The sequence below is a fragment of the Citrobacter sp. RHBSTW-01044 genome (genome assembly GCF_013781945.1).
GTDB classification, from domain to species: domain Bacteria; phylum Pseudomonadota; class Gammaproteobacteria; order Enterobacterales; family Enterobacteriaceae; genus Citrobacter; species Citrobacter braakii.
On sequence record NZ_CP056180.1, the window covers coordinates 2,864,724 to 2,885,610 of the forward strand.

29 protein-coding genes and 1 pseudogene are annotated in these 20,887 nt (G+C 48.4%); 6 read left to right on the forward strand and 24 right to left on the reverse strand.

From position 1 onward, the window contains the following. Positions 1-51 precede the first annotated feature (51 nt). The 6 genes from HV352_RS13975 to HV352_RS14000 form a co-directional block, all read right to left on the reverse strand. The gene (locus HV352_RS13975; RefSeq protein WP_016152734.1) at positions 52-1,338 is read right to left on the reverse strand and encodes a phage major capsid protein; all 1,287 of its coding nucleotides are present in this window, start codon (positions 1,336-1,338) and stop codon (positions 52-54) included. A gap of 72 nt (positions 1,339-1,410) precedes the next feature. Next, a complete protein-coding gene (locus HV352_RS13980) occupies positions 1,411-2,331 on the reverse strand; it encodes a S49 family peptidase (RefSeq protein ID WP_016152733.1) in 921 nt (306 codons plus the stop codon). A 36-nt stretch (positions 2,332-2,367) separates the two neighbouring features. Next, entirely contained in the window at positions 2,368-3,627 is a 1,260-nt protein-coding gene (locus HV352_RS13985; protein WP_016152732.1) for a phage portal protein, read from the reverse strand. Then, the gene (locus HV352_RS13990; protein WP_003832363.1) at positions 3,627-3,806 is read right to left on the reverse strand and encodes a hypothetical protein; all 180 of its coding nucleotides are present in this window, start codon (positions 3,804-3,806) and stop codon (positions 3,627-3,629) included. Before HV352_RS13990 ends, HV352_RS13985 begins: the two co-directional genes overlap by 1 nt. Further along, on the reverse strand, positions 3,800-5,527 hold the full coding sequence (locus HV352_RS13995; RefSeq protein WP_075847151.1) for a terminase large subunit: 1,728 nt from the start codon (positions 5,525-5,527) through the stop codon (positions 3,800-3,802). The genes HV352_RS13990 and HV352_RS13995 overlap by 7 nt, the downstream gene beginning before the upstream one ends. Continuing rightward, positions 5,524-6,021, reverse strand: coding sequence for a phage terminase small subunit P27 family (locus HV352_RS14000; RefSeq protein ID WP_016152730.1), 498 nt, complete (start codon positions 6,019-6,021; stop codon positions 5,524-5,526). The genes HV352_RS13995 and HV352_RS14000 overlap by 4 nt, the downstream gene beginning before the upstream one ends. A 214-nt stretch (positions 6,022-6,235) precedes the next feature. Here HV352_RS14000 and HV352_RS14005 point away from each other — a divergent pair, with 214 nt between their 5' ends. Continuing rightward, positions 6,236-6,751, forward strand: a complete 516-nt coding sequence (locus HV352_RS14005) for a hypothetical protein (protein ID WP_003841965.1) — start codon at positions 6,236-6,238, stop codon at positions 6,749-6,751. A gap of 135 nt (positions 6,752-6,886) precedes the next feature. On the opposite strand, the gene HV352_RS14010 is transcribed toward HV352_RS14005, so the two are convergent. Further along, a complete protein-coding gene (locus HV352_RS14010; protein WP_071886915.1) occupies positions 6,887-7,249 on the reverse strand; it encodes an HNH endonuclease signature motif containing protein in 363 nt (120 codons plus the stop codon). A gap of 274 nt (positions 7,250-7,523) precedes the next feature. On the opposite strand from HV352_RS14010, the gene HV352_RS14015 reads away from it, so the two are divergent. After that, entirely contained in the window at positions 7,524-8,063 is a 540-nt protein-coding gene (locus tag HV352_RS14015) for a cytochrome b (protein WP_088583146.1), read from the forward strand. Positions 8,064-8,178: 115 nt separating this feature from the next. Next, entirely contained in the window at positions 8,179-8,538 is a 360-nt protein-coding gene (locus tag HV352_RS14020) for a hypothetical protein (protein WP_137352520.1), read from the forward strand. A gap of 9 nt (positions 8,539-8,547) precedes the next feature. Here HV352_RS14020 and HV352_RS14025 read toward each other — a convergent pair whose 3' ends face one another. The 3 genes from HV352_RS14025 to HV352_RS14035 are packed head-to-tail and all read right to left on the reverse strand — an operon-like array spanning position 8,548 to position 9,873. Then, positions 8,548-9,051, reverse strand: coding sequence for a hypothetical protein (locus HV352_RS14025; RefSeq protein WP_087050957.1), 504 nt, complete (start codon positions 9,049-9,051; stop codon positions 8,548-8,550). A 23-nt stretch (positions 9,052-9,074) separates the two neighbouring features. Next, positions 9,075-9,623, reverse strand: coding sequence for a lysozyme (locus HV352_RS14030; protein WP_075847143.1), 549 nt, complete (start codon positions 9,621-9,623; stop codon positions 9,075-9,077). Further along, entirely contained in the window at positions 9,595-9,873 is a 279-nt protein-coding gene (locus HV352_RS14035) for a phage holin (protein ID WP_003832349.1), read from the reverse strand. Before HV352_RS14035 ends, HV352_RS14030 begins: the two co-directional genes overlap by 29 nt. A 258-nt stretch (positions 9,874-10,131) precedes the next feature. Here HV352_RS14035 and HV352_RS14040 point away from each other — a divergent pair, with 258 nt between their 5' ends. Further along, positions 10,132-10,425, forward strand: coding sequence for a hypothetical protein (locus tag HV352_RS14040; RefSeq protein WP_048233519.1), 294 nt, complete (start codon positions 10,132-10,134; stop codon positions 10,423-10,425). A 136-nt stretch (positions 10,426-10,561) separates the two neighbouring features. On the opposite strand, the pseudogene HV352_RS14045 reads toward HV352_RS14040, so the two are convergent. Together HV352_RS14045 and HV352_RS23710 are read right to left on the reverse strand one after the other, a co-directional pair. Beyond that, positions 10,562-10,669, reverse strand: a pseudogene (locus tag HV352_RS14045) (putative holin); the annotation flags it as partial. 92 nt (positions 10,670-10,761) lie between these two features. After that, the gene (locus tag HV352_RS23710) at positions 10,762-10,950 is read right to left on the reverse strand and encodes a hypothetical protein (RefSeq protein ID WP_049268779.1); all 189 of its coding nucleotides are present in this window, start codon (positions 10,948-10,950) and stop codon (positions 10,762-10,764) included. Positions 10,951-11,093: 143 nt separating this feature from the next. Here HV352_RS23710 and HV352_RS14050 point away from each other — a divergent pair, with 143 nt between their 5' ends. After that, on the forward strand, positions 11,094-11,468 hold the full coding sequence (locus tag HV352_RS14050) for a FlxA-like family protein (protein WP_170975985.1): 375 nt from the start codon (positions 11,094-11,096) through the stop codon (positions 11,466-11,468). Between the two features lie 317 nt (positions 11,469-11,785). Here HV352_RS14050 and HV352_RS14055 read toward each other — a convergent pair whose 3' ends face one another. From HV352_RS14055 to HV352_RS14085, 7 genes are all read right to left on the reverse strand, one after another. Beyond that, a complete protein-coding gene (locus HV352_RS14055; RefSeq protein WP_137366892.1) occupies positions 11,786-12,385 on the reverse strand; it encodes a hypothetical protein in 600 nt (199 codons plus the stop codon). 13 nt (positions 12,386-12,398) lie between these two features. Further along, positions 12,399-13,439 carry a DUF968 domain-containing protein gene (locus HV352_RS14060; RefSeq protein ID WP_137366893.1) on the reverse strand — a complete coding sequence of 347 codons (1,041 nt, stop codon included), beginning with the start codon at positions 13,437-13,439 and terminating at the stop codon, positions 12,399-12,401. Further along, complete coding sequence (locus tag HV352_RS14065) at positions 13,436-13,795, reverse strand: RusA family crossover junction endodeoxyribonuclease (RefSeq protein WP_137366894.1); 360 nt, start codon at positions 13,793-13,795, stop codon at positions 13,436-13,438. Before HV352_RS14065 ends, HV352_RS14060 begins: the two co-directional genes overlap by 4 nt. A gap of 2 nt (positions 13,796-13,797) precedes the next feature. Next, the gene (locus HV352_RS14070; RefSeq protein WP_003832333.1) at positions 13,798-13,998 is read right to left on the reverse strand and encodes a hypothetical protein; all 201 of its coding nucleotides are present in this window, start codon (positions 13,996-13,998) and stop codon (positions 13,798-13,800) included. A gap of 128 nt (positions 13,999-14,126) precedes the next feature. Then, the gene (locus HV352_RS14075; protein WP_049268782.1) at positions 14,127-14,372 is read right to left on the reverse strand and encodes a hypothetical protein; all 246 of its coding nucleotides are present in this window, start codon (positions 14,370-14,372) and stop codon (positions 14,127-14,129) included. Between the two features lie 45 nt (positions 14,373-14,417). Further along, positions 14,418-14,651: a DinI family protein gene (locus HV352_RS14080; RefSeq protein WP_044700595.1), complete on the reverse strand. Its 234-nt coding sequence runs from the start codon at positions 14,649-14,651 to the stop codon at positions 14,418-14,420. A gap of 283 nt (positions 14,652-14,934) precedes the next feature. Further along, positions 14,935-16,026, reverse strand: a complete 1,092-nt coding sequence (locus tag HV352_RS14085; RefSeq protein ID WP_044700597.1) for a permease — start codon at positions 16,024-16,026, stop codon at positions 14,935-14,937. Positions 16,027-16,126: 100 nt separating this feature from the next. Here HV352_RS14085 and HV352_RS14090 point away from each other — a divergent pair, with 100 nt between their 5' ends. Next, a complete protein-coding gene (locus HV352_RS14090) occupies positions 16,127-16,423 on the forward strand; it encodes a metalloregulator ArsR/SmtB family transcription factor (protein WP_038641364.1) in 297 nt (98 codons plus the stop codon). A 67-nt stretch (positions 16,424-16,490) separates the two neighbouring features. On the opposite strand, the gene arsC is transcribed toward HV352_RS14090, so the two are convergent. From arsC to arsR, 5 genes are read right to left on the reverse strand one after another with little or no spacing between them, the layout of a single operon-like run. Continuing rightward, on the reverse strand, positions 16,491-16,916 hold the full coding sequence (gene arsC / locus HV352_RS14095; protein WP_038641366.1) for a glutaredoxin-dependent arsenate reductase: 426 nt from the start codon (positions 16,914-16,916) through the stop codon (positions 16,491-16,493). Positions 16,917-16,928: 12 nt separating this feature from the next. Next, positions 16,929-18,218, reverse strand: a complete 1,290-nt coding sequence (gene arsB / locus HV352_RS14100; RefSeq protein ID WP_044711231.1) for an arsenite efflux transporter membrane subunit ArsB — start codon at positions 18,216-18,218, stop codon at positions 16,929-16,931. 47 nt (positions 18,219-18,265) lie between these two features. Continuing rightward, on the reverse strand, positions 18,266-20,017 hold the full coding sequence (gene arsA / locus HV352_RS14105; RefSeq protein ID WP_048235610.1) for an arsenite efflux transporter ATPase subunit ArsA: 1,752 nt from the start codon (positions 20,015-20,017) through the stop codon (positions 18,266-18,268). Between the two features lie 17 nt (positions 20,018-20,034). Next, positions 20,035-20,397: an arsenite efflux transporter metallochaperone ArsD gene (gene arsD / locus HV352_RS14110; RefSeq protein ID WP_044711234.1), complete on the reverse strand. Its 363-nt coding sequence runs from the start codon at positions 20,395-20,397 to the stop codon at positions 20,035-20,037. Positions 20,398-20,443: 46 nt separating this feature from the next. Continuing rightward, positions 20,444-20,797, reverse strand: coding sequence for an As(III)-sensing metalloregulatory transcriptional repressor ArsR (gene arsR, locus HV352_RS14115; RefSeq protein WP_044711237.1), 354 nt, complete (start codon positions 20,795-20,797; stop codon positions 20,444-20,446). Positions 20,798-20,887 lie beyond the last annotated feature (90 nt).

Consider the following 20,887-nt stretch of genomic DNA (forward strand, 5'->3'; position numbering starts at 1 on the left):
ATTACGTGCTTTTACGCTGTGCGACCGTGGTCGCACAGAGTGCAGGACCGGTTAAAACAGCACTTTTGTCCCGAGAACAAGACCTTCCGGATGACGGAAGCCGATATCGTGCTCCGTCACCACGCGAATCAACGACTGGTTACGGGAGAACGCGGAAACCAGATTTCCGTCCCCGTCCTGATAGGAGGCTTCCTGCGAAAACGACACCTTCATGTTGCCGTCTTCACCGATAACCACGTCATTAAAGTCAGCGAAGTAAATTTCCGACTCTTTGCCAGCGTCACCGAGGTTTGCCGGGATAGCGCTGGTACGCTGAATCTGAAATCCCTTCAGCATCCCCTGGGCCATTTCCGGGTAGACCTTATTACCGTTACCGTCGCGCAGCCCGAACAGTTTCATGTAGGTACGGTTCGACATGCCCCAGCCGCAGCTGATCATGTTGCTGTTCCCGTCCATCGCCATCAGGATGATGCTGTCGAGATAGGTATCAATCGTCTGCAGATTAACCTCTGCAGCAGCTTCCCACGGCAGCAGGCGGTTCCACTCAGTTGCTCGCGTTTTCATACCGACAGGCGTATCACCGGTACCGTCATCGCGCATAAAGGCTTTATCTTCACGAACAGAGATCGCGGTCAGAATATCCTGCAGGACCAGCTGCTCCACGTTGTAGCCAGCACGACCAATCAGCTGGTTTGAGATTGGAACCATTGCAATCATGGTTTTCGCAGTGAGTTTCACATCATCGAAGCGCGCTTCTGATGTTTTCGCATCCTTGCCTTCCCCGGTGTAGCTCGCCGTCGCACCACCTGCCAGACGCGGCAGCGCCATGTTGCCGTTCGGCAGCGGAATGGAGCGAGCGCCCAGCTTACGAACGATGGTGCGATCGCGCAGCAGTTCGATCACCTCGCTGTGCAGGTTTTGCGGAATAAGAACACCGCCTGACGCGGCGGCAGTGTTGATGGCCATCGAGACAGACTGGTCATTCAGTTCTTCAGCTGCAAATTTAGCAGCATCCTGAACGTTACCCTGTGCTGCCGCAATCGACATCACCAGACGGGTCATGCCTGCGCCGGTATATTGCTTTGGCTCAGCCTTAATGCTGATACCTGGAGTCTGCTGTGTGCCTTTAACCGGTTTGGCGACAAGCGCTGCAGCACGTTCAGCCGCTTCCAGACGCTCAATCTTGGCGCTGATATCCGTGAACTGCTGCTGCAGGCTGGCAAATTCGGTTAACTGCTCCGCAGTCAGCGTACCGCCACCAGTTTCTACTGCCGCCAGTACCTGAACCTTCTGATTAATACCCGCACGTTCACGACGCAATTCTTCAATATGATCCATGTTTTTCTCTCTTTTTGGCATAAAAAAAGCAGCCTGTTGGCTGCTTTCTGGTAATGACGCGTTAGCGCCGGGTTACATTCTGGTTTGCAGGTCCATCGCGGCTGCCTGCAACTTTATGGAAGTGGTTTGTTGAGGTTGTTTGTACTTTGCCGCAATGGCATTAATCGCGGACTGAGGATCCGAAACTTCATCAGCAAGACCAGCAGAAATGGCATCAGCGCCGAAATAGATTCCGGCCTGTGTGTTAATCACCGTCTGAGGGGCAAGTTTCCGGTATTCCGCTACAGAGGTAATAAACGTCTCGTACATATCGTCAATCATCCTCTGGAACATTCCCCGAGCGTCTTCACTCAGTGGCTCATGTTGTGTACCGTTATTTTTGTTATCTCCCCGAAAAATCGTGGTGAATGTTAACCCCATTTGCTCTTCCATCCTGGAAGTATCCAGGTGTTCCATGATCACTCCAATCGAGCCGACTCCACTGGTCTGGCTGACTACAATTTTGCTGCAGGCCGAAGCGATAAAGTAAGCCGCAGAATAGGCGCTGTAGTTCACAATTGCAGTAATAGGCTTAGTTTGACGTGACTGGAAAATATAATCGGCCAGTTCCTTGCATCCAACCGCCGCACCACCACCAGAATTTATATCCAGCACAATTTCACTGATGGAAGGGTCATTTAATGCAGCATGCACCTGGCTACGTATGCGCTCATAGCTGGTAAGTTCCGAACACATTGCAGTAATTTGCCCACGACGTGGAACCAGAATGCCGTGAACAGGAATAACAGCCATTCCACTAGCTGGTTGAACCAAATCTGGCGCCTGATTGTTATCAGGATTCTGTGTCATGTGAATTCCAGCCTCTTCTGATAATCCCTGAATACGGGGAACCAGCACAGCTTTTACAGAATCCATTGTCTGTCGTGTCACGTAATGTGGAACACCAAAGACCATAGCCGCCAGATGCGGCAGATTAATTAAATTTTTTGTCATGATGTTTACCAGGTCAGCCCGCACTGCGGGTGATATTCAGTTTCTGGACAGAATAGAGTTGATTTCTGCCAGTTGTTTTGCTGTTGGCGTGTTATCGCCAGGTAAGATTTGTTTACTGTCGACCATATTCAGAGGCGTCAGGTATTTGTCCCCTCCGGCGATGGGTGGAAGGTTCTCCATGCGGCGAATGTCGTTAACCGATAACCAGCCCCACTGGCGGCCTAATGCATAAGATTCATAGCGTGACTTCTGATCACCGCGCAGCAGGCCAGAAACATTGAATTCAATGTACAGATCACTGCGCTCGCTGGGTAAAAGCAGATCGCGCATTAATGCGCCTTCATGGCGCTTCAGCCAGGCCAACAGCGTGTACATCACAAACTGCAGCCCCTGGTGCTCAATGTTGTTATTCGTGGCTTTCGCCAGCATCTGCACCATATGGGGCGGGATTTTATAGAGCCGGCACACTTCCTCCACGCCCCATTGACGGGACTGTAACAGCTGCGCTTTCTCATTATCCTGAGATAGCTGTTTGTAGCTCATCCCTTCCTGAAGCAATGCAACAGAGAATGCGTTCCTGACGCCGGAATATCTGTCCGTCCACTTTGCCAGCAGGCGGTCGATAGCATCCTGGCTTTTGATCGTCGGAGCGTCTTTTGGACGTTCAATAACGCCGCTCATCGTTGTACCACGGCGAAAGACCTGAGAAGCATGCTCTTCCACGGCGAGGTTTAGCCCAAGAACATCCGCGTTCGTCTGGATTGGGGAACTGCCGATATAGCCATCCAGTGAGAAGACCTTCACATGATGCATCATGCGCATTGGCAACGTTTCGCCAATTTCGGGTAGTTCATAATATGGCATCCCATCCGGGCCTTTCAGGACAATGACCTTTTGGGGATTAACCGGGATTAATTCGCGGGGATAACCTTTCCCGTCCCTGTCGATGATCGAGTAGCAATTTCCCTCCAGGCCAAGCAGGCCCTGCTGCTGTTCAAAGTATTCAAATGAAGTGTCTTTTTTGTTGGGCTCGGAATGAATCAGATCATATACAGGGTGGTCAGTCGCCCGTTCACGGCCTCCGTTAGCGCCTCGCCTGTAAAGTTCACACGGCAGCTGCGCCACCGATTCTGCCAGAAGCGTTACACATGCCCGGACCGCCGATAACGCCATTGCGGTTTCAGAAGTGATAACGATCCCCGCCTTGCTCTGGCTGGAACTCACACCACCCAGCATCGCCTGCCAGAAACTACCACCAGACTGAGATTTACCCCGAAACATCTGGGGAATGAACATTATTCACCCCCTGATTTAATTACGCTGGCAGACATTGATTTCGCGATTAAAAATGACCACAGCAGGCAGATTGAACCGCCAGTAATAAGCCCGGCTGCAGGTGAAATAAGCCAGGCACCGGCAGACAGTAACGCGGCTCCGGCGAGGCCGATAAAAAAACTTAAAAACGTCATTAGCATGCTACATCTTCCTCGTCGTAAACGGATGAATTACTCGCCCGGCTATTCAACATTGCCCGTCCGATTGCCATAATCAGCGAAACCGCGCCATCGATTTTGTTTTCGTTATGCTCTTTGATGGGTTTAACCACATCGTCATTACCGGGCAAATACTTCCCGACGACGTTGCTGATACACCAGCTCATAATCGGGTTCCCGTCGTGATGAAAGCGGCCTGACTCAATGGCGGCTTCCAGCTCCTTCGTCGGATCAGACATATTGGTGTAGTTCTGAACAATAGTGATCGGATTAAGGCTTTCATCAGCCAGATCATGTGAAAGCCCCGTCGCGCCGAACGGGTCAATCGGTGACTCACTGACTGGGTTGAGCTTGTTTGCCGCCTTGGCCTCTTCAAGGATGTAGCGGTAATCAACTTCAGCGCCATCAGTAACTGTAAGCAGTCCCATTTCAACCCATTTCTGAAATCGCTCCGCAGTACGACGATCTTCGTTCTTTTCAACGCTGAATACTGCGTCGTAGGGAACCCAGAAGCGGGGAGCAACGCTGTAGTAATGTGTCTTGCCGTCAATTTCCCTGGTGAACAACCGCGCCATACTGTTCATATCCAGCTTGCGCGCCAGGTCGAAAGACAGAACACATGGCTGTCCTTCGAATTGCTCCAGCGTAAGTGTCTTATCCTCACAGTTCTGCCAGGAAACCAGGTTGTAGAAAGCAGCACGGGCTGCAACCCAGATGTTGAGGTGTTTAGTTTTAAATACACCAGCCTGACGGGCGTTATTAATAGCTCTCTGTTGCTGGCTGAGGAGAAAGTCACGATAGACCGACACGCCCATATTCGGGTTAGCTTTTTCCAGCACTTTAGGATCGGTCCAGTCATCCCCCTCGTCGACGGTGTATATCACGCCGAACAATTCCTCATTCGGTACTGTGCCATTCAGCATCTCAATCACTTCACGCCGTTTGTCGTAGCATGGCCCCTCAATGTTGTAACCCGCCGTCGTGATCGCCCACATTAGTGGTTGTCGCCGCGCCCCCATACCCGTCAGCATAGTGGTGTAGAGCGAATCTGTGGGATGTTCGTGATACTCGTCAACAATCGCACAGTGCGGTGAAGCGCCGTCCCCAGGGTTACCAATCAGCGGCTCAAAACGCGCGCCATCTTCTGGCCGGTTCAGGTTGGATGCATTAACTTCGATCCCGAACGCTTCCACCAGCAGCGGTGTGCGCTTACACATCAGACGAGCGGGCCTGAATACTTCCCACGCCTGCTTTTCAGTTGTGGCCCCGGAATATACTTCAGCGCCAAACTCGTTATCACAGGTAAAACAGTACAGCGCCACACCTGCCGAAATAGCTGATTTCCCATTTTTACGCGGTATCTCCGTGTAAACCTCGCGAAATCGTCGAAGCTTCGACCCTTTCTGGACCCAGCCAAAGGCGCAGCACACAATAAACAGTTGCCATGCCTCCAGAGTGATCGGCATCCGCTTGAATGCCCACTCTCCTTTTGTATGTGGCAACAACTGGATAAATTTCGCGGCCTTTTCTGCCATGTCTTTATCGAAGCGGTAACGAAATTTCTTACTCTTTTCAGCCGCCATGTCATCGATATGACGCTGGCAGGCCTGAATGACAAACTGGCACGCCGGAATTTTCCCCCGCACAACGTTGCGGGCGTATTGATTCGCGGCGTTTACGTTGGGGTACGATTTCCGGCTCATGAGTTGATCATCTTCAGGAATGGGTTAGAGGCTTTCTTCTGTCCGGCAAGGCCGATCAGTCGTTGACGACTGCTGGGGTCAAGTCCAAGCATGGAGCCGGTAGAACTCATCTCCGATTCCTGCTCTTTCTTTGCTGTTAGCTCAGGGTTTTTTATCTTTCCCCCCATAGCACCAGTGATAGACAACCCATCTCTGGCGATATTTTTAACCGCCCTGCGCCAGAACTCGTAGGCAACACACCAGCGCTCGAGTACGGCAAGATCGGTAACACACAGTAATCCCTGCCCACATAATTCTTTCGTGGTCAGTTCCCACATGACGGACGCCATTGGCAGACCTTCATCCTCAGAAAACCAGTCAGGTGGTGCCACGCCTTTAATCGGTGTGAATACAGGTTCCTCTTTATTCAGGGCTCGTTTGCCGGGGTTCCCTGCCAGCTCCTTGCGCGCCGTTGGCTTGGGGCGACGCCCGGAACGCCCCGCCGTTCCAGCCATAAGCGACACTCCTGGTTAAATTTCATTTTTCGCGGGTATAAAAATACGAGGAAGCGGGCAGTCCTAAAGAGCGAAAGGTGTCAGGGATTTGATCCCCCCTCCCCCTTGAAGATGACAGCAAGAAAGCATGCAAAAGCAGATACTGGTCATCCATCAGGATGTTCAGCATAGTGTCTTCAGTTAATCTGAATAAATAAACGATGGAGTCTAAGAAATGGATAAAACTAGAAAATATGATAGAGCCTTACAACTTGAGATCCTCAACGCTCTTATAGATTGTGCTCCTAACTCTTTAAACAAGGCACAGGAGCGAGACCTCATTGAGAAGTTTGATAACTATGATCACTTTGTGGCGTGCATGCTATATCTTGAAATGCATAGTCTTGTTTCTACACCCTTCGTACGCAGCGAAACCATGGCTGGCGTTGATTTTATCTTCAACGCCCCATACTGCAACATTACAGAGAAAGGAATTGATTTTCTTCTTGATGATGGCGGCTTAAGTGCAATCCTTAAGGTTCAAACAGTTCGGTTACACAATGACACGATTGTTGCCCTTGAGGATATAATCCGTGTCGCAAATATATCTGAAGATCAGAAGAAGGGATTGATTTCAAAACTCCGAGAGCTTCCGGGAGACGCCATAAAACATTTGACCCTACAGTTACTGACTCAGGGGGTTCTGAATCTGCCGAACGCACTTCGACTAATTCAAACAACCCTCCAGTAGGGCTAAACTCGTCAGAGGGGCGAATTAACTCAAATTTGCCCCATCCCAGTGTTTTACTCAAAAACACCCAAAATTCCTTCCGGGTATCTGCATGAATGTAGAAACTGTTCTTATGCATTACAACAGTGAATATTATCATCGAGTACGTTCTCTTGCTGTCTTTGCTCTGTGGCATTCCCAGCACAACGACTCAAGGTTGGAATCGTCATCAGTACCGCCATGAGCTTTTGGAATGATGTGGTCAACGCTTGCCGCTTTCTTCGCTATCCTCTGTCGGCGATGGTTCTGACACAGGTATTTATCACGCTGAAGGATACGCGCTCGTTTAATTTCCCAGAGTCGCCCGTATCCACGTTCTTGCCTACTCTTTCCTGACTGATAATTCCGCCAGCCGTCACCAGCATGCTGCTGTCGGTGTTGGTCACAATATCCGCTGACATCATTGGTGATTGCCGCACACCCTTTGTGTCGGCATGGGCGTTTAGCACGTGCTGGCATCGGCATAGTCCTGTTTGTTGGATACAAATTGTGTAATAAGCGGAAAGTAAAAATGAACCAGTAGCTGATTAAAAGTTCTCATAAATAGCGAGAATCTGCGCAGTTCTTGCCCCGTAACATCACGGATTACCAGAAAGAAATAAAAATGATAATTATTATCAAAATATTCAAGTAAGATCGCTGGAATAACAAATTCTTAATCTCTCAACAAAATAAGGATTTGTTAAGCTTCATGATTTATGGTCGATGTAACACCCCGTTTGAGGCAAGAATAATGGTCAAATTCTCAAAACTTCAGATTCGCTTACACTGGCTAACCCTGATATTAATAGCGATAACCTATGCAGCTATGGAGCTTCGTGGCTGGTTTCCCAAAGGCAGCAACACCTACCTTCTCATGAAAGAAACACATTATAATGTTGGGGTGTTTGTCTGGTTTTTAATGATAATACGATTAATTATTAAACATAAGTATCATGACCCAGCCATCATTCCACCCCCACCAGCCTGGCAGATGATGGCGGCTAAAATAATGCATATCCTGCTGTACATTTCTTTTTTGGCTCTGCCATTATTAGGTATTACAATTATGGCTTACGGTGGGAAGGACTGGAGTTTCTTAAGTTTTAACATTGCACCTTTCGTTACTCCTGACGGGGAAACAAAATCACTTATTAAAGATATTCACGAAACACTGGCAAACGTCGGATACTTTTTAATCGCAGCGCATGCAGGTGCAGCGTTATTTCATCACTACGTCCAGAAAGATAACACTCTTTTGAGAATGATCCCTGATTGTAACGATAAGAAATAAATACAAATTTTAATGTTTAACATTACAGCAGGCACTCAGTGAATGCCTGCTGGAATGCTCTATGAGTTGGGTTCGTTAAATGATATGTTTCCAAATATAACCATAAGGAGATGAAATGTTTAATTTTCTCAAAACACTCAACAGGCTCATCAATCAAAAAACCACCCAAGAGGTACCGCAGGAATATTCAACCGAGCAGCTTCTGCAGTGGGCTACTGGGTGCATGTTAGAAGGTTTGCCGGACAAGTTTTACGAAGCGAGAATTTCCTGTTTCCGCAACATTGACAATGAAGGACGTACCGCAATCGCTTCAATACATGACGTCAAGTTGACCATAGAAAGCGAATACACTCCTTTCTATCCGCCCGATGATCTTTACGCCACACATTGCATAGAGAAAATGCTTGCTGGAAATAACTGGAGCCAAGCAACTATAACTTTCAACCCAGAAACGACAGCCTTCACATGGGAATAACTTTCTCTTCTATGGCGAGGCTCTGGTATTTTCTATTTCACGTATTCCGGCAAGCTGATTGTTTGCCTTCTCAATGGTGGCCAGTAGCGGGTTAATCCACAGCACTGCCTGGCAGTACGTTATTGAGCTGGCGGCAGCGGCGCTATCACTGACTGTGTCAGCCTCCCCGGTATCGGGGTGCATTGCATTGGCACGTAAACGGTGCGCGTATTCGAGCAGCCCACCAGCGACATCAGCAGGAACAGGCAAATCACAGGTTTTTTCACGTCGTAAAATCTCCCGGTATTCAATGATGGTTTTCTCTGTTCCGGCATCTATTAGCGAATTAAGGCGGTTGGTATTCTCTGCTATCTGGTTAAACCGGTTGAAGTTGAAGGCCTGAGTAGTTATCACCGCCGTCTGTAGCGCGTTGTCGCTACGCAAAACCCGGTTGTCGCTCTCTGACGTGGCCAGCGCGGCATTACTGCGGGCCAGCAGCACACAGAGCACCGAGATGAGGATGATAGCTGCCATCCCAACAAAAACGAGACTTCTGTTCACTGGTCTATCCCCCAGCACGTCAGCGCGCTTTCCTGGTCTCGCCGTTCTACCTGCCCATAACAGCCATTTTTCTGGCCTTTAGTCAGGCGACAATCACGGCCACCGTCTTTAATCCACCAGCGGATCGCTTCACAGGCTCCTTTACGGTCACCAGCGTTAATGCGCTTGTAAAACGTAGATGGGAAGCATTTTGCGGGACCGATGTTATAAGGGCAAAAAGATGCGATACCCGCTTTCTGCGGCTCACTCAGCGGAATTTTGATATTTCGCTCAACCCACGCCAGCGCTTTGTCGCGTTCGATGGCGTTTACCTGGGCACATTTCTCAGCAGAAAGCCTCATGTCCTGAACTACTGGCTTACCATCAACCATCGTGGCACCACGGCAAATAGTCCAGATTCCGCCACCGTCGCGATATGCTGTCAGGCTGTTACCCTCTTTCTCATCCAGAAACTGATCGAGAATCACGGGGGCGGAAGCCCCGGCAAGAATCAAACCAACGACCGCTGCGCTCAGTTTATTCTTCAGCTTTGGTGACATTACCATTAAGCCGGTCCTCCCTTTCCTTTTTCCTGTAATACCAGTTCACTGCACAGGTAATAACAGTGCATGCGATACCGACAATAATTGCCCAGTCGCTCAGGCTTAACCCTGCAATTCTGTCGGCCAACATCCAGGACACCTCTTTTGCTGTTTTAGCTGTTTCGGCATATGCCTTCGCTGATACACCGCAGCCGGTCAGCGTGGTTCCTGTTCCATATGAAAGTCTGCTGTAAATGGTGCTCATTCTGGTCATAGCCTCACCTCCGATTCTTCGGATGGCGCTGTGTGTGATTAAAGGGTCAGGCTTCACGGGCTGGATTTATCAACAAAGCACGTAGCGGATGATTCCCGTGAGCCTGAAATGAAAAAGGCCGCCAGTTGGCAGCCTAAAAATGATGTTTGATAATTTTTCCATCGAGCAAGGTTAGACTAGCCAATTACAGTAGCTTGCTCTCCAATTCAATTCCTGATCTACTACTTGGTTCTAGCAACCAATGAAAAAGGATAGATCGTGAATAATGGGAAAAATGAACGATTCAGAGTGTACTTATCCAGTTTTGATGCGGATATTGCAGCACTAACAGAAGCCTGTAAAAGTATCAGCAACAGTCTTAACTCTGTTTTGGAGAGCACAAAAAGAGAGGGGTTTATAAACCCGATTCAAGTTTTCATAGATTCTTTAACACTGAATCAGCCCGAAACACATTCTAATATCTGGGTAGCCGTTAATTCATCATGGCAGATTGCAGAAGAAGCCAGGCTAAAACTTGAGAAATTTGGTTATAAGACTGGTGAAATTATTTAAATATCCTCCGGCATAGCCGGAGGTTTTTCTGATACGCCTATAAGGCTCTGTTTCCAGTTGCGTCCTAACAGGCGCATACGATCTTACATATACATCACACTTCGTTACTTATGACCCGTGAACGGGCTACCCGGATAAATGCGCCAAACACCACACCGTAATCGGTTCCGGTTAACAGTTCATAGACACTGGCCCCCGTCAGGACACCACCAGCCAGCCCAGTACCGGAAATCGGATCGGGCATTTAGCCCCCTCTAAATTGCTGTGAGTCCTCTCAGGAATGAGGGGAATAAAAAAAAGGCCGCCATGCGGCAGCCTCGAAGTAAGTACGGTTGTTTACAATGGTGGAGAGAGAGGACCTTCTAACACCTCTGCTTCACCGTTATGGCAAATGTCATCGCCTCTGGTCAGATGCCAAACACCTGTGATTATTTTCCCCGTTTCCAAGTCATCAACAGTGTCATTCGTGTAGTACGCTACCTGTACAACACCGACATGCTGAATCCAGTAATACCCTTCTTTCATAAGCTCCTCCGCGATACTCAGCAGATAGTATAGAGCAGTACAAATAATGCTGTGGTGCAGGAAGCCACAACTTAATCTTTGCTATAAAGTAATTTCGAAAGATGACGATAATGGGTAATAAATGTAAGGCCAGAGGAACCACCATGAGCATGACAGTTAGCACTTTGGGTCAGGACATACTGCAAAGCACAGTAAAACAAGCACCTTCAAGTACTGGAAACTCTGTTTCACAACAAATTCAAAACCTTAAAAAACAAATTGGTGAGTTGACAAAAGAACTCAGCGCCATGGGTTCAAAAATAAATGAAGTAACCTCCGAGGAGGAGGCAAAACTGCTTAAAGAGCAGATGGAGATGATTCAAAGGCAAATCGAGTCTATATACGCCAAAATTGCTCAATTACAAAAACAAGAAGCAGAAAAAAACCAAATGGCATCGGTAGCATTACCTTCAGTAAGTGACAAATCAGGTTCGAACGCTGCAGGGAATAATACTAAAAATATTGATGTCTACGTTTAGCAGTGACCCCCTATCATTTTTCCTCTGAGTTAGAAACGAAAAAGGATTGCGAGAACTTGTTTTCGAGTTAACGATTTCAGATCGACGATATGACAGGGGTACTGGTGCTATGCACCTCGCGAATACCCCTGTCGTATCGCCGGAAACCAAAAACCCCGCGGTGGCGGGGTTCTCGTTATGTTCAAATTGTTCGCTTTTTGTCGCTGCCATAGTGGCGCAGCTCTGCCAAGCATGAATGAATTATCTGATTTTCTGGCCCGTTTTCAACACCATTATCAAAAAATAGCATCAATAGCTAAAAAATGATTTCAGTGAGTCTATTCAGATAACAGTTTGCGTGCTTCCAAAAAGACCTTTGCTCTGAATATTTCTAGGCACCAGCGCACGCGCTTTCTCGCCTCCCCATCAGTTAACCATGGCGCAATCGCCTGCAACTCCCGGGTTATGTCTGAGATTTTTTTTCGGGTGGTGTAATACTGAAGACCGACCACATAAACCGGATCATTAATATCCAGCGCCTGCAGTACGCATTGCTCAACAAAATCGACATCATCATTATGCAGGGCTTCATCAATCACACTAGCGGATGACTGCGGCCAGAGAATGCTATGTGCCCTGTTCATTGCCTGCTGTCCACGGAATCCCTCTTCTCTCGCCTGATTTAACGCAACAGTGAATCGCTCTAACGCCTTATCTGACCAATTCCGTCCTTTAATAACATTCCAGCATGCATGACTTCGCGGCAAACGGGGTGCAGTTTTCCCTCCCACACCCTCGCCCCATATAGTGAGCAGGGATTTAATCCATCCGGACTGGATCCCTGTAAGGAGAATACATTTACCCAGCCAGCTTTTGCGTGGAGCAGAAGCCGCTTTACCCAGCGCTTCCAGATGATTGCGGCGTTGACGTGGTGTCATCCTGTTCTTCTCCTTACGCCAGAACGCCAAGCCCATAAGCCCGGTCCAGCACTCTGATTATCATTACCGGCTGAGGAACATGTTTTTGCTCAAACTTCACCGGGTCGTTATGTAGTTCTGTATGGCACTGACGACACAAAGGGATCGCGAAAATATCATGCGCTTTCGTAGCCATCCCTCCCTGCCCCCAGCCGATTAAATGGTGTGGGTCATCTGATGGTTTGCCGCAGCATTCGCAGGGCTGTGTTTTAATCCATTCCAGATACCCGGGGGCCGTCCAGCGGATCCTCTTCGGACGTTTCATATAGGTTTGCGGGGACTCGGGATCTACCAGGACACCGACTACGGGTTTAATCGCTGGAACTTGCGCTGGTGGCATGTTCACGGTTACTGCGTTGGCTCTGGCTGTAATGATGCTGGTGGCGGTTACACCCGGTTCGATATCGCATTCACGCATGACTGAATGATGCTCTTTCGAAGGAATACGTAGCGACCGACTGGCTGCTGATTCGGGAATTGCGTCGGTAACTCCCATTCGAACCGCCCACCAGCAAAGCTCAGCCAGCGACAACTCTCTGGAAGAATCCATATTTAGCGCCACCATGATGCTGTTAATAATCCAGTTAATAACATTACGTCTCGCCAGCTCTGCAAGTTGTTCGCTGTAGTGGTCACGCAGATGGTTATCACAATGTCCACACAGGAGAACCGATCCGGGTTCATGACGCAGAGTGGTTAACTCGTGATAATGGTAATTGCTGTGTGGCCACTGGCAGCAGCTACCGCCATAACGCAGAAGCCAGTAATCAAGACCACTAAAACCACCAGCAGCCTTTATAACTTTTTCATCCTGGAAGAACGGCCACAGGGATTCGTCACTGGCCAGCGGCTGGCGAACGTCAGGAACAGGGCCTGCAGGCAACCTTTCCATGCTTGCAGGCTGACTTTCCACCAACACACGTTCACAACTGAATAATGACATTAGCTCGCTGCCCGGTTTGAGCAGCACAATTCCAAGCTCACGCGCAACCACCGGCTTCAGCAGCGCCCTCATTCTGCAATCTCCCCGATAATTATTTGTCCCTTCTCTCCCCATAATTTTGTGATGCGTGAATCCCAGATGTGAGCATCATCTTCGTAAATAGCATCCATCAGGGCTTTCATCATGTTGTCGAAATCAGGTTTAGCCTGATGTGGTTTACCATTGAACTCTGTCCGTTTCTTATTGCTCCAGCTCGCTGGCATCGGAAGAATGAAGGTGACATGCGAACCGCTTTCCGGCAGCTCAACACCCTGCAGACGAACTTCATCACAGAAAGCCCGGTAACGCAGAACCTCGGGGCGTTTTTTCCATTTGTCAGCGCGCGTCATTCTGGGCTTGCCCATTGGGGTGATATCGTAGACTTTCACATTCACCTCCAGATCCGTTGTTGCCAGGTTCTCTCCTGACGCGGAGGCTTAGATGCTTCTGGCAAGAACGCGCTGATCGTCCAGTGAATGAAGTCATTATCCAGACTACGCTCTGTCTTAATCTGCTTTGCGCGATAGCGGGCTTCCAGTTCATCAGCCTGCTCAGTGGTGAGTTGAGTATGTTGAAACCAGCTTTTCTTCATAACGCACCTCTGGATGCGGCAAAAAGAAAATCGCTGGCGTTAGTTAACGTCAGTATGTGGGATTGCTTGAATTGATCTTGCGCCATGGGCTTTTCTCCTGTGGCGCAGCAGGTATAGGTTGTTCAGGCCTATGACGGGAGTGTAACAGATTTTTGGGTAACGCGATAACCAGCCCTTTCCAGCATCTGAGTAAACAACGTAGGTGTACCAATAATTTCATTATCCTGAAGAGGCAAAAATGACACCATGCTATCGCGTCGGTACATCAGGGCGCGCTCACACTCAGGAAATGATTGCAGCCTGGCAACGATGACTCCATCGTGACATCTGATGACTGCGTAGCCTTTTTTGGGCAATCCTAATTTTTCTTTCACTTAAACTCCCCCATGCAAACGGGATAAAAGTAACACCCAAAATAATTAATAAAACCAGTCGTCAGCACTTTCCCAGGTTTCCTGGAGGATAGTCTCTATTTTCTTTTTATCTTCCTTGTCACCACCAAGAACACTTAAGCCATCAGAGCCTGTACGACGTATGCTCAGGCTGCAGTTCTCATACTGATTACCCAACCTTTTAAGTAACTCTTTCTCCAGCGCCGGCACTGCTCCCTTTGGAAGTTCTTTAGTACGATCAATGGTGAGTTCAACTTTCATATTAGCCTCCACTGCATATACTGTATATTTGTACAGTACACCGATACATTGAAATGATCAATGACTTAAGAGCACAAATTGCTAACCTTAGCCTATCAATTTGATGCAAAAAAACCCGCCGAAGCGGGTTCAATCCAATGCGGATTTGTTGTTTGAACACCATAGCAAGTATGGAGATATCAAAGCCCTTAAATTTGGATAACTGTATTGATTGGGATTGATTGCACAACTTTCATACGCTCGCCCCCCTGCAACTTTTTCTGGTTCTGTCTAACATTCCCAATCAAAATAACAACTGTGTCAGGTATCCCATAATAATCGCCATGCCCAAAATAACGGTCAGGAATGCAGCAATCAAGGGTGTTTTGAACATTGATTTAAGCAGTATTACTTCCGTCAGACTAGCTCCTGCGCTACCAATAATCAGAGCCATTACTGCTCCCGTTCCCATGCCTTTATCCATCAAGACTGATGCCAACGGAATTACTGCCTCAGCACGTATATACAACGGTATTCCAATAATTGCACTTAGTGGAATCGCAAACGGATTATCATTCCCAGCATGAGCAGCAATCCACTCTGCAGGTATAAAACCGTAGATAAACGACCCTATAACAATACCTAACATCAGATAAGGTAATACATCTTTAAATTGAGTCCAGGCATCCTGAAATGCCAGTCGTATCGCACCAGGCTCTCTTACTACACTTTTCGGGAAGAATTGTTTATTTGTTTGGCCCGTCTCGCAGCTCAATTCACAATTTGTGCCCCGAAATGCTGAGAAACTCTTAAACGTTTCTTGTGGTTTAGAACAACTATTAGCCCCTATGTCCTGTTGATTTGATACAGAACAGCAAGCTGAAACACTCTGTAGTTTAGTTTCAGGAGTTTTTCCACTGCTAACACCACAACAGCTAGCCAGCGGTTTTGATGTTTCGACAATATGTCGGTCAAAACCAAGCACATCTAACAAAATACTTGCCAGTACGGAAACTGTTGCAGCTATAACAGCGTATAGCAGGGTAACTTTCCAACCAAAAGTAACCCACATCAGACCAATGATTATCGGGTTGAGCAGAGGTGAAACAAACAAGAATGTAAGTGTTGGACCGAAGCCTGCTTTTGCTGATAACAGTCCGCGTAACATGGGAATTGTAGAGCAGCTGCAAAACGGTGTTACAGCTCCTAACAGCGATGCAAGTATGTAACCTCTCCCCTTTCTCGCCCCTAACATTCTTTGAATCTTTTGGTCCGGAATTTTTTGCCTGATAAGGCTAACACCCGCACTAATCAGAAAAAAAAGCGCAGACAACTCGACAGCAAGAAACAAGAACATCTCTGCCGCGTTAGTAAACATAGAAATCCAGCTATTCATGAAACCCCCTATAAACCATATTTCTAGAATAATCGAATTATTGAGGTTAGATCAACATATTTCTGGTATTATCGAAATATCAATAGATGAGGAAGGTACCATGCAACTAGAAGAAGTAGCTAAAGCTATGAAAGAATTAGGACATCCAACACGTTTGTTTATTTTCAAACACCTTGTTAAAGCCGGTGAACAAGGTTTACCTGTAGGTGATCTACAAAAACAACTTGCGATTCCATCTTCAACACTGAGTCATCATATATCCGCACTTGTTTCCGTAGGTCTGGTCAAACAAAATCGCGAAAGCCGCTCCTTAATCTGCGTTTCTCAATATGACAAGTTAGAGTCGATTATTGATTTTCTACGCGAAGAATGTTGCATCAACAGTCCAAAGATTTAAATCGAGGCAATCCATTGTTTTTATTTGATAAAGGAGCCGCCTAAATAACAGGCGGCTCTCCTGTCGCTTATTTCAATTTTTTGCCTGCATCATCAACGACTTTCTCGCCATCTTCCTTGGCGAAAGCCCCTTTCTGAGCATCAGGAAGGATATCCAGAACAACTTCAGAAGGACGGCACAGTTTGGTTCCCAGCGGTGTTACAACGATGGGGCGATTAATCAGGATCGGATGCTGCAACATAAAGTTAATTAACTGGTCGTCAGTAAATTTATCTTCGGCAAGACCCAGTTCCTCATATGGCTCGACGTTCTTACGTAGTAACGCCCGGACGGAAATGCCCATATCAGCAATGAGTTTGACCAGCTCATCGCGTGAAGGTGGAGTCTCAAGGTAAAGAATAACGGTCGGCTCATTACCGCTGTTGCGGATCATCTCCAGCGTGTTACGCGATGTGCCGCAGGCTGGGTTGTGATAAATGGTGATGTTGCTCATATCAGTATCTCATTACAAAGTGAAAGAGAGACGTAGCGCCAGCGCGGCCAGCGTTACAAACAGCACAGGCAGAGTCATGACGATCCCGGTGCGGAAATAGTATCCCCAGGTGATGGTCATATTCTTCTGTGAAAGTACGTGTAGCCAGAGCAGCGTTGCCAGGCTACCAATAGGGGTAATTTTCGGCCCCAGATCGCAGCCAATGACGTTGGCATAAATCATTGCTTCTTTGATAACGCCCGACGCGGTACTGCCATCAATCGACAATGCGCCAATCAATACGGTAGGCATGTTATTCATGATAGAAGAGAGGAATGCGGTCAGGAATCCCGTTCCCAGCGTGGCTGCCCACAGGCCTTTATCTGCGAGTAAGTTCAGCACGTCAGACAAATATTCTGTCAGCCCTGCGTTACGCAGCCCATAGACCACCAGATACATTCCCAGCGAGAAGATCACGATCTGCCATGGTGCCCCACGCAACACTTTACCGGTGTTAATGCCGTGACCTTTTTTTGCCACAGCAAACAGGATTGCTGCCCCTACTGCTGCAATGGCACTGACCGGAATACCCAGTGGTTCGAGTACAAAAAAGCCCACTAATAAAAGAATTAATACAATCCAACCTGTTCTGAATGTTGCCAGATCTTTGATGGCTTTTGCGGGCTCTTTCAGTCGTGCAATATCATAAGTGGGCGGGATATCTTTGCGGAAAAATAGATGCAGCATCACCAGAGTGGCGACGATGGCGGCGATATCCACCGGCACCATTACCGAGGCATATTCCGTGAATCCCAGTTTGAAGAAATCAGCCGAAACGATATTGACCAGGTTCGATACGATAAGCGGCAAGCTGGCGGTATCGGCAATAAACCCTGCGGCCATCACGAAAGCAAGTGTGGTGCTTTTACTGAAGCCAAGCGCCAGGAGCATAGCGATAACAATCGGCGTCAGAATAAGTGCCGCGCCATCGTTGGCAAACAGTGCCGCGACTGCCGCGCCGAGCAGAACGATATACGTAAACAGAAGGCGGCCACGACCGTTCCCCCAGCGAGAAACGTGCAGCGCTGCCCATTCGAAAAAGCCTGACTCATCAAGCAACAGACTGATGATAATAACGGCGATAAATGTTGCCGTCGCGTTCCAGACGATATTCCACACCACCGGAATATCAGCAATGTGAATCACACCCGATGCCAGAGCCAGTACGGCCCCCAGCGTGGCGCTCCAGCCAATCCCTAATCCCTTTGGCTGCCAGATAACCAATATGATGGTCAGGATAAAAATGGCTCCTGCCAGTAACATATAACCTCCTGAAAGGGCAGCAATGCTGCCCCGAATGATGGTAATAACTAACCCGCGAGTTGTTTGAGTTTATCGATGCCGGTTGGTTCTGACGCCAGTACGGGTACAAGTGCTACACGGCTGGCATGTAGATTTTTAACGCTCTCGATCTGCGGACGTTCCTGCTGCGCTCGCAAGCGGAGCAGCGGTGAACGGGTATCCGCGATGGAAAGGCTGTTATTGATAATCCAGCCCCAGGGGTGAATTCCTGCACGTTCAAGGTCGGCCTGTAAATTTGCCGCCTCAAGTACCGGCGTGGTTTCCGGTAGCGTGACCAGTAACACTTTGGTTCGCTCCGGGTCCTGCAGTTGCATCATCGGTGTGGTGAAATGGCCTTTTTCCCCCATTTTTCTGGCAATCTCGCGGTGATATGCCCCGGTGGCATCAAGCAGCAAGAGCGTGTGTCCGGTCGGTGCCGTATCCATCACCACGAAGCGCTTACCCGCCTCGCGAATCACCCGTGAAAAGGCCTGGAATACCGCAATTTCCTCGGTGCAGGGTGAGCGTAAGTCCTCTTCCAGCAGGCGTTTTCCCGCATCGTCCAGTTCTTTTCCCTTCGTCTCAAGAACATGCTGACGATAGCGTTCAGTTTCCTCGAGAGGATCGATCCTGCTGACCTGCAGATTGTTGAGGCTGCCGTTGAGGGTTGTGCTGAGATGCGCTGCAGGATCAGATGTTGTCAGATGGACATCAAATCCCATTTCGGCCAGTCTGACAGCAATGGCAGCCGCCATCGTGGTTTTCCCTACACCACCTTTACCCATCAGCATGATCAGGCCATGCTCATTACGGGCAATATCATCGACCAACGCAGAAAGTGACGGAATGTCAGGGCGCTGTTGAATGTATTCTTCAGAGAATGACGCCTCTATAGGCTGAGTGGAGAGAAGTCCGCTGAGTGCAGACACGCCGACCATATTGACCGGCTGGAGGAATAACGTGTCAGTTGGCAGACCGGAAAGATCAGAGGGAAGATTGGACAGCGCCTCCTGTTCACGGTCCCATATTGCCGCAGCCAGTGTATCGTTTGCTGCTTCAGTTTTGGGCAGAACGCCGTTGATGACCAGGTACTGATTTTTAAGACCGATGGCGGCAAGCTCCAGATGAGTCCGGGCAACTTCCTGCAACGTGGATTTTTGCAGACGAGCAACCAGAACCAGTCGGGTACGTGCTGGATCAGATAATGCTTCAACAGCCTGGGCATACTGTTCACGCTGTTTTTCCAGACCGGCCATCGGGCCGAGGCAGGACGCACCCTCGGGATTGCTATCAATAAAGCTACTCCAGGCACCTGGCAACTGGAGAAGGCGAATGGTATGACCCGTCGGTGCGGTATCAAAAATGATATGGTCAAACCGGGTCAGTAGAGAAGCATCTGTCAGTAATCCGGTAAATTCATCAAAAGCCGCAATCTCTGTTGTGCATGCCCCCGACAGTTGTTCGTTGATGCTGGAAACGACGTCATCAGGCAGGATGCCTTTAATGGGGTCAACGATTCTGGCCCGGTACTGTTGTGCAGCGGCCTGAGGATCAATCTCAAGAGCCGATAATCCTGGAACAGAAGCTACTGGCTGAATGGTATTGCCAATCGTCTGTCCAAACACCTGACCTACGTTTGAGGCCGGATCGGTACTGACCAGCAGCACCCGTTTCCCCTGTTCTGCCAGACGGATCGCCGTGGCGCATGAAATAGAGGTTTTACCAACGCCTCCTTTACCAGTAAAAAACAGATAAGGGGGGATATTCTGTAAGAAGTTCATATGTCCTCCTGACATACTTAACAACAAGAAGTATTACCACCACAGCAGATTGTTGGCGCTAATCCCACTTTCTCCAGTGGAATGCCAAACCAGCGAGCCAGCTCAGCGCGTTTCGGATAACGCCCAGCCATCACTGTTTCGCCATCCAGTAACAACAATGGCAAACCTTCTGCCCCGGAAGCCTCTATAAACGCTTTGACCTTCTCGTTCTGTACAAAGCTCATCGGTTGTTGTGCGAGATTGAAACGCTCAATTTGTACACCACGTTGTTTGAGCCATTGTACATCCGCAGAAAAATCGACCAGAGCCTGATCAACATCTGTACCGCAGACTCCGGTGCTGCAACACATCGCTGGGTCAAATACCGTTAACGTTTTCATTTCAATACCTCACATTTGAAAAAACATATATGTTCAGGCAAATTTTTTAGATGCAGACAGCCTTCCCGCTACCAGAGCAGTTGGCTGAAGCCAGCTTACGGGCGATGGCCTGAACGTCGTCCTGTTGGCTTAACCAGGCCTGCTCAATAATCTGAGCAGCCCAGGAAGGAATATGCGGGGATAAGCGGTAATGAACCCATTTCCCCTGCTTGCGATCCAGCAATAATCCACTTTCCCGAAGCATCGCCAGATGGCGGGAGATCTTGGGCTGAGATTGTTCCAGCGCAGTGCAGAGATCGCACACGCACAACTCTCCCATCTCTCTAAGCAATAACACGATACCCAACCGGGTTTCATCTGAGAGATTTTTGAAAAGTTGTAGAGAAGTTAGTTCAACCATTTTAATCTCCTGAATTCTCTCCGTAGTTTCCTGCAATAGTTGAGTGCCGTCAACTATCATATTCGAAAATTCAAATATGATAGTTACGTG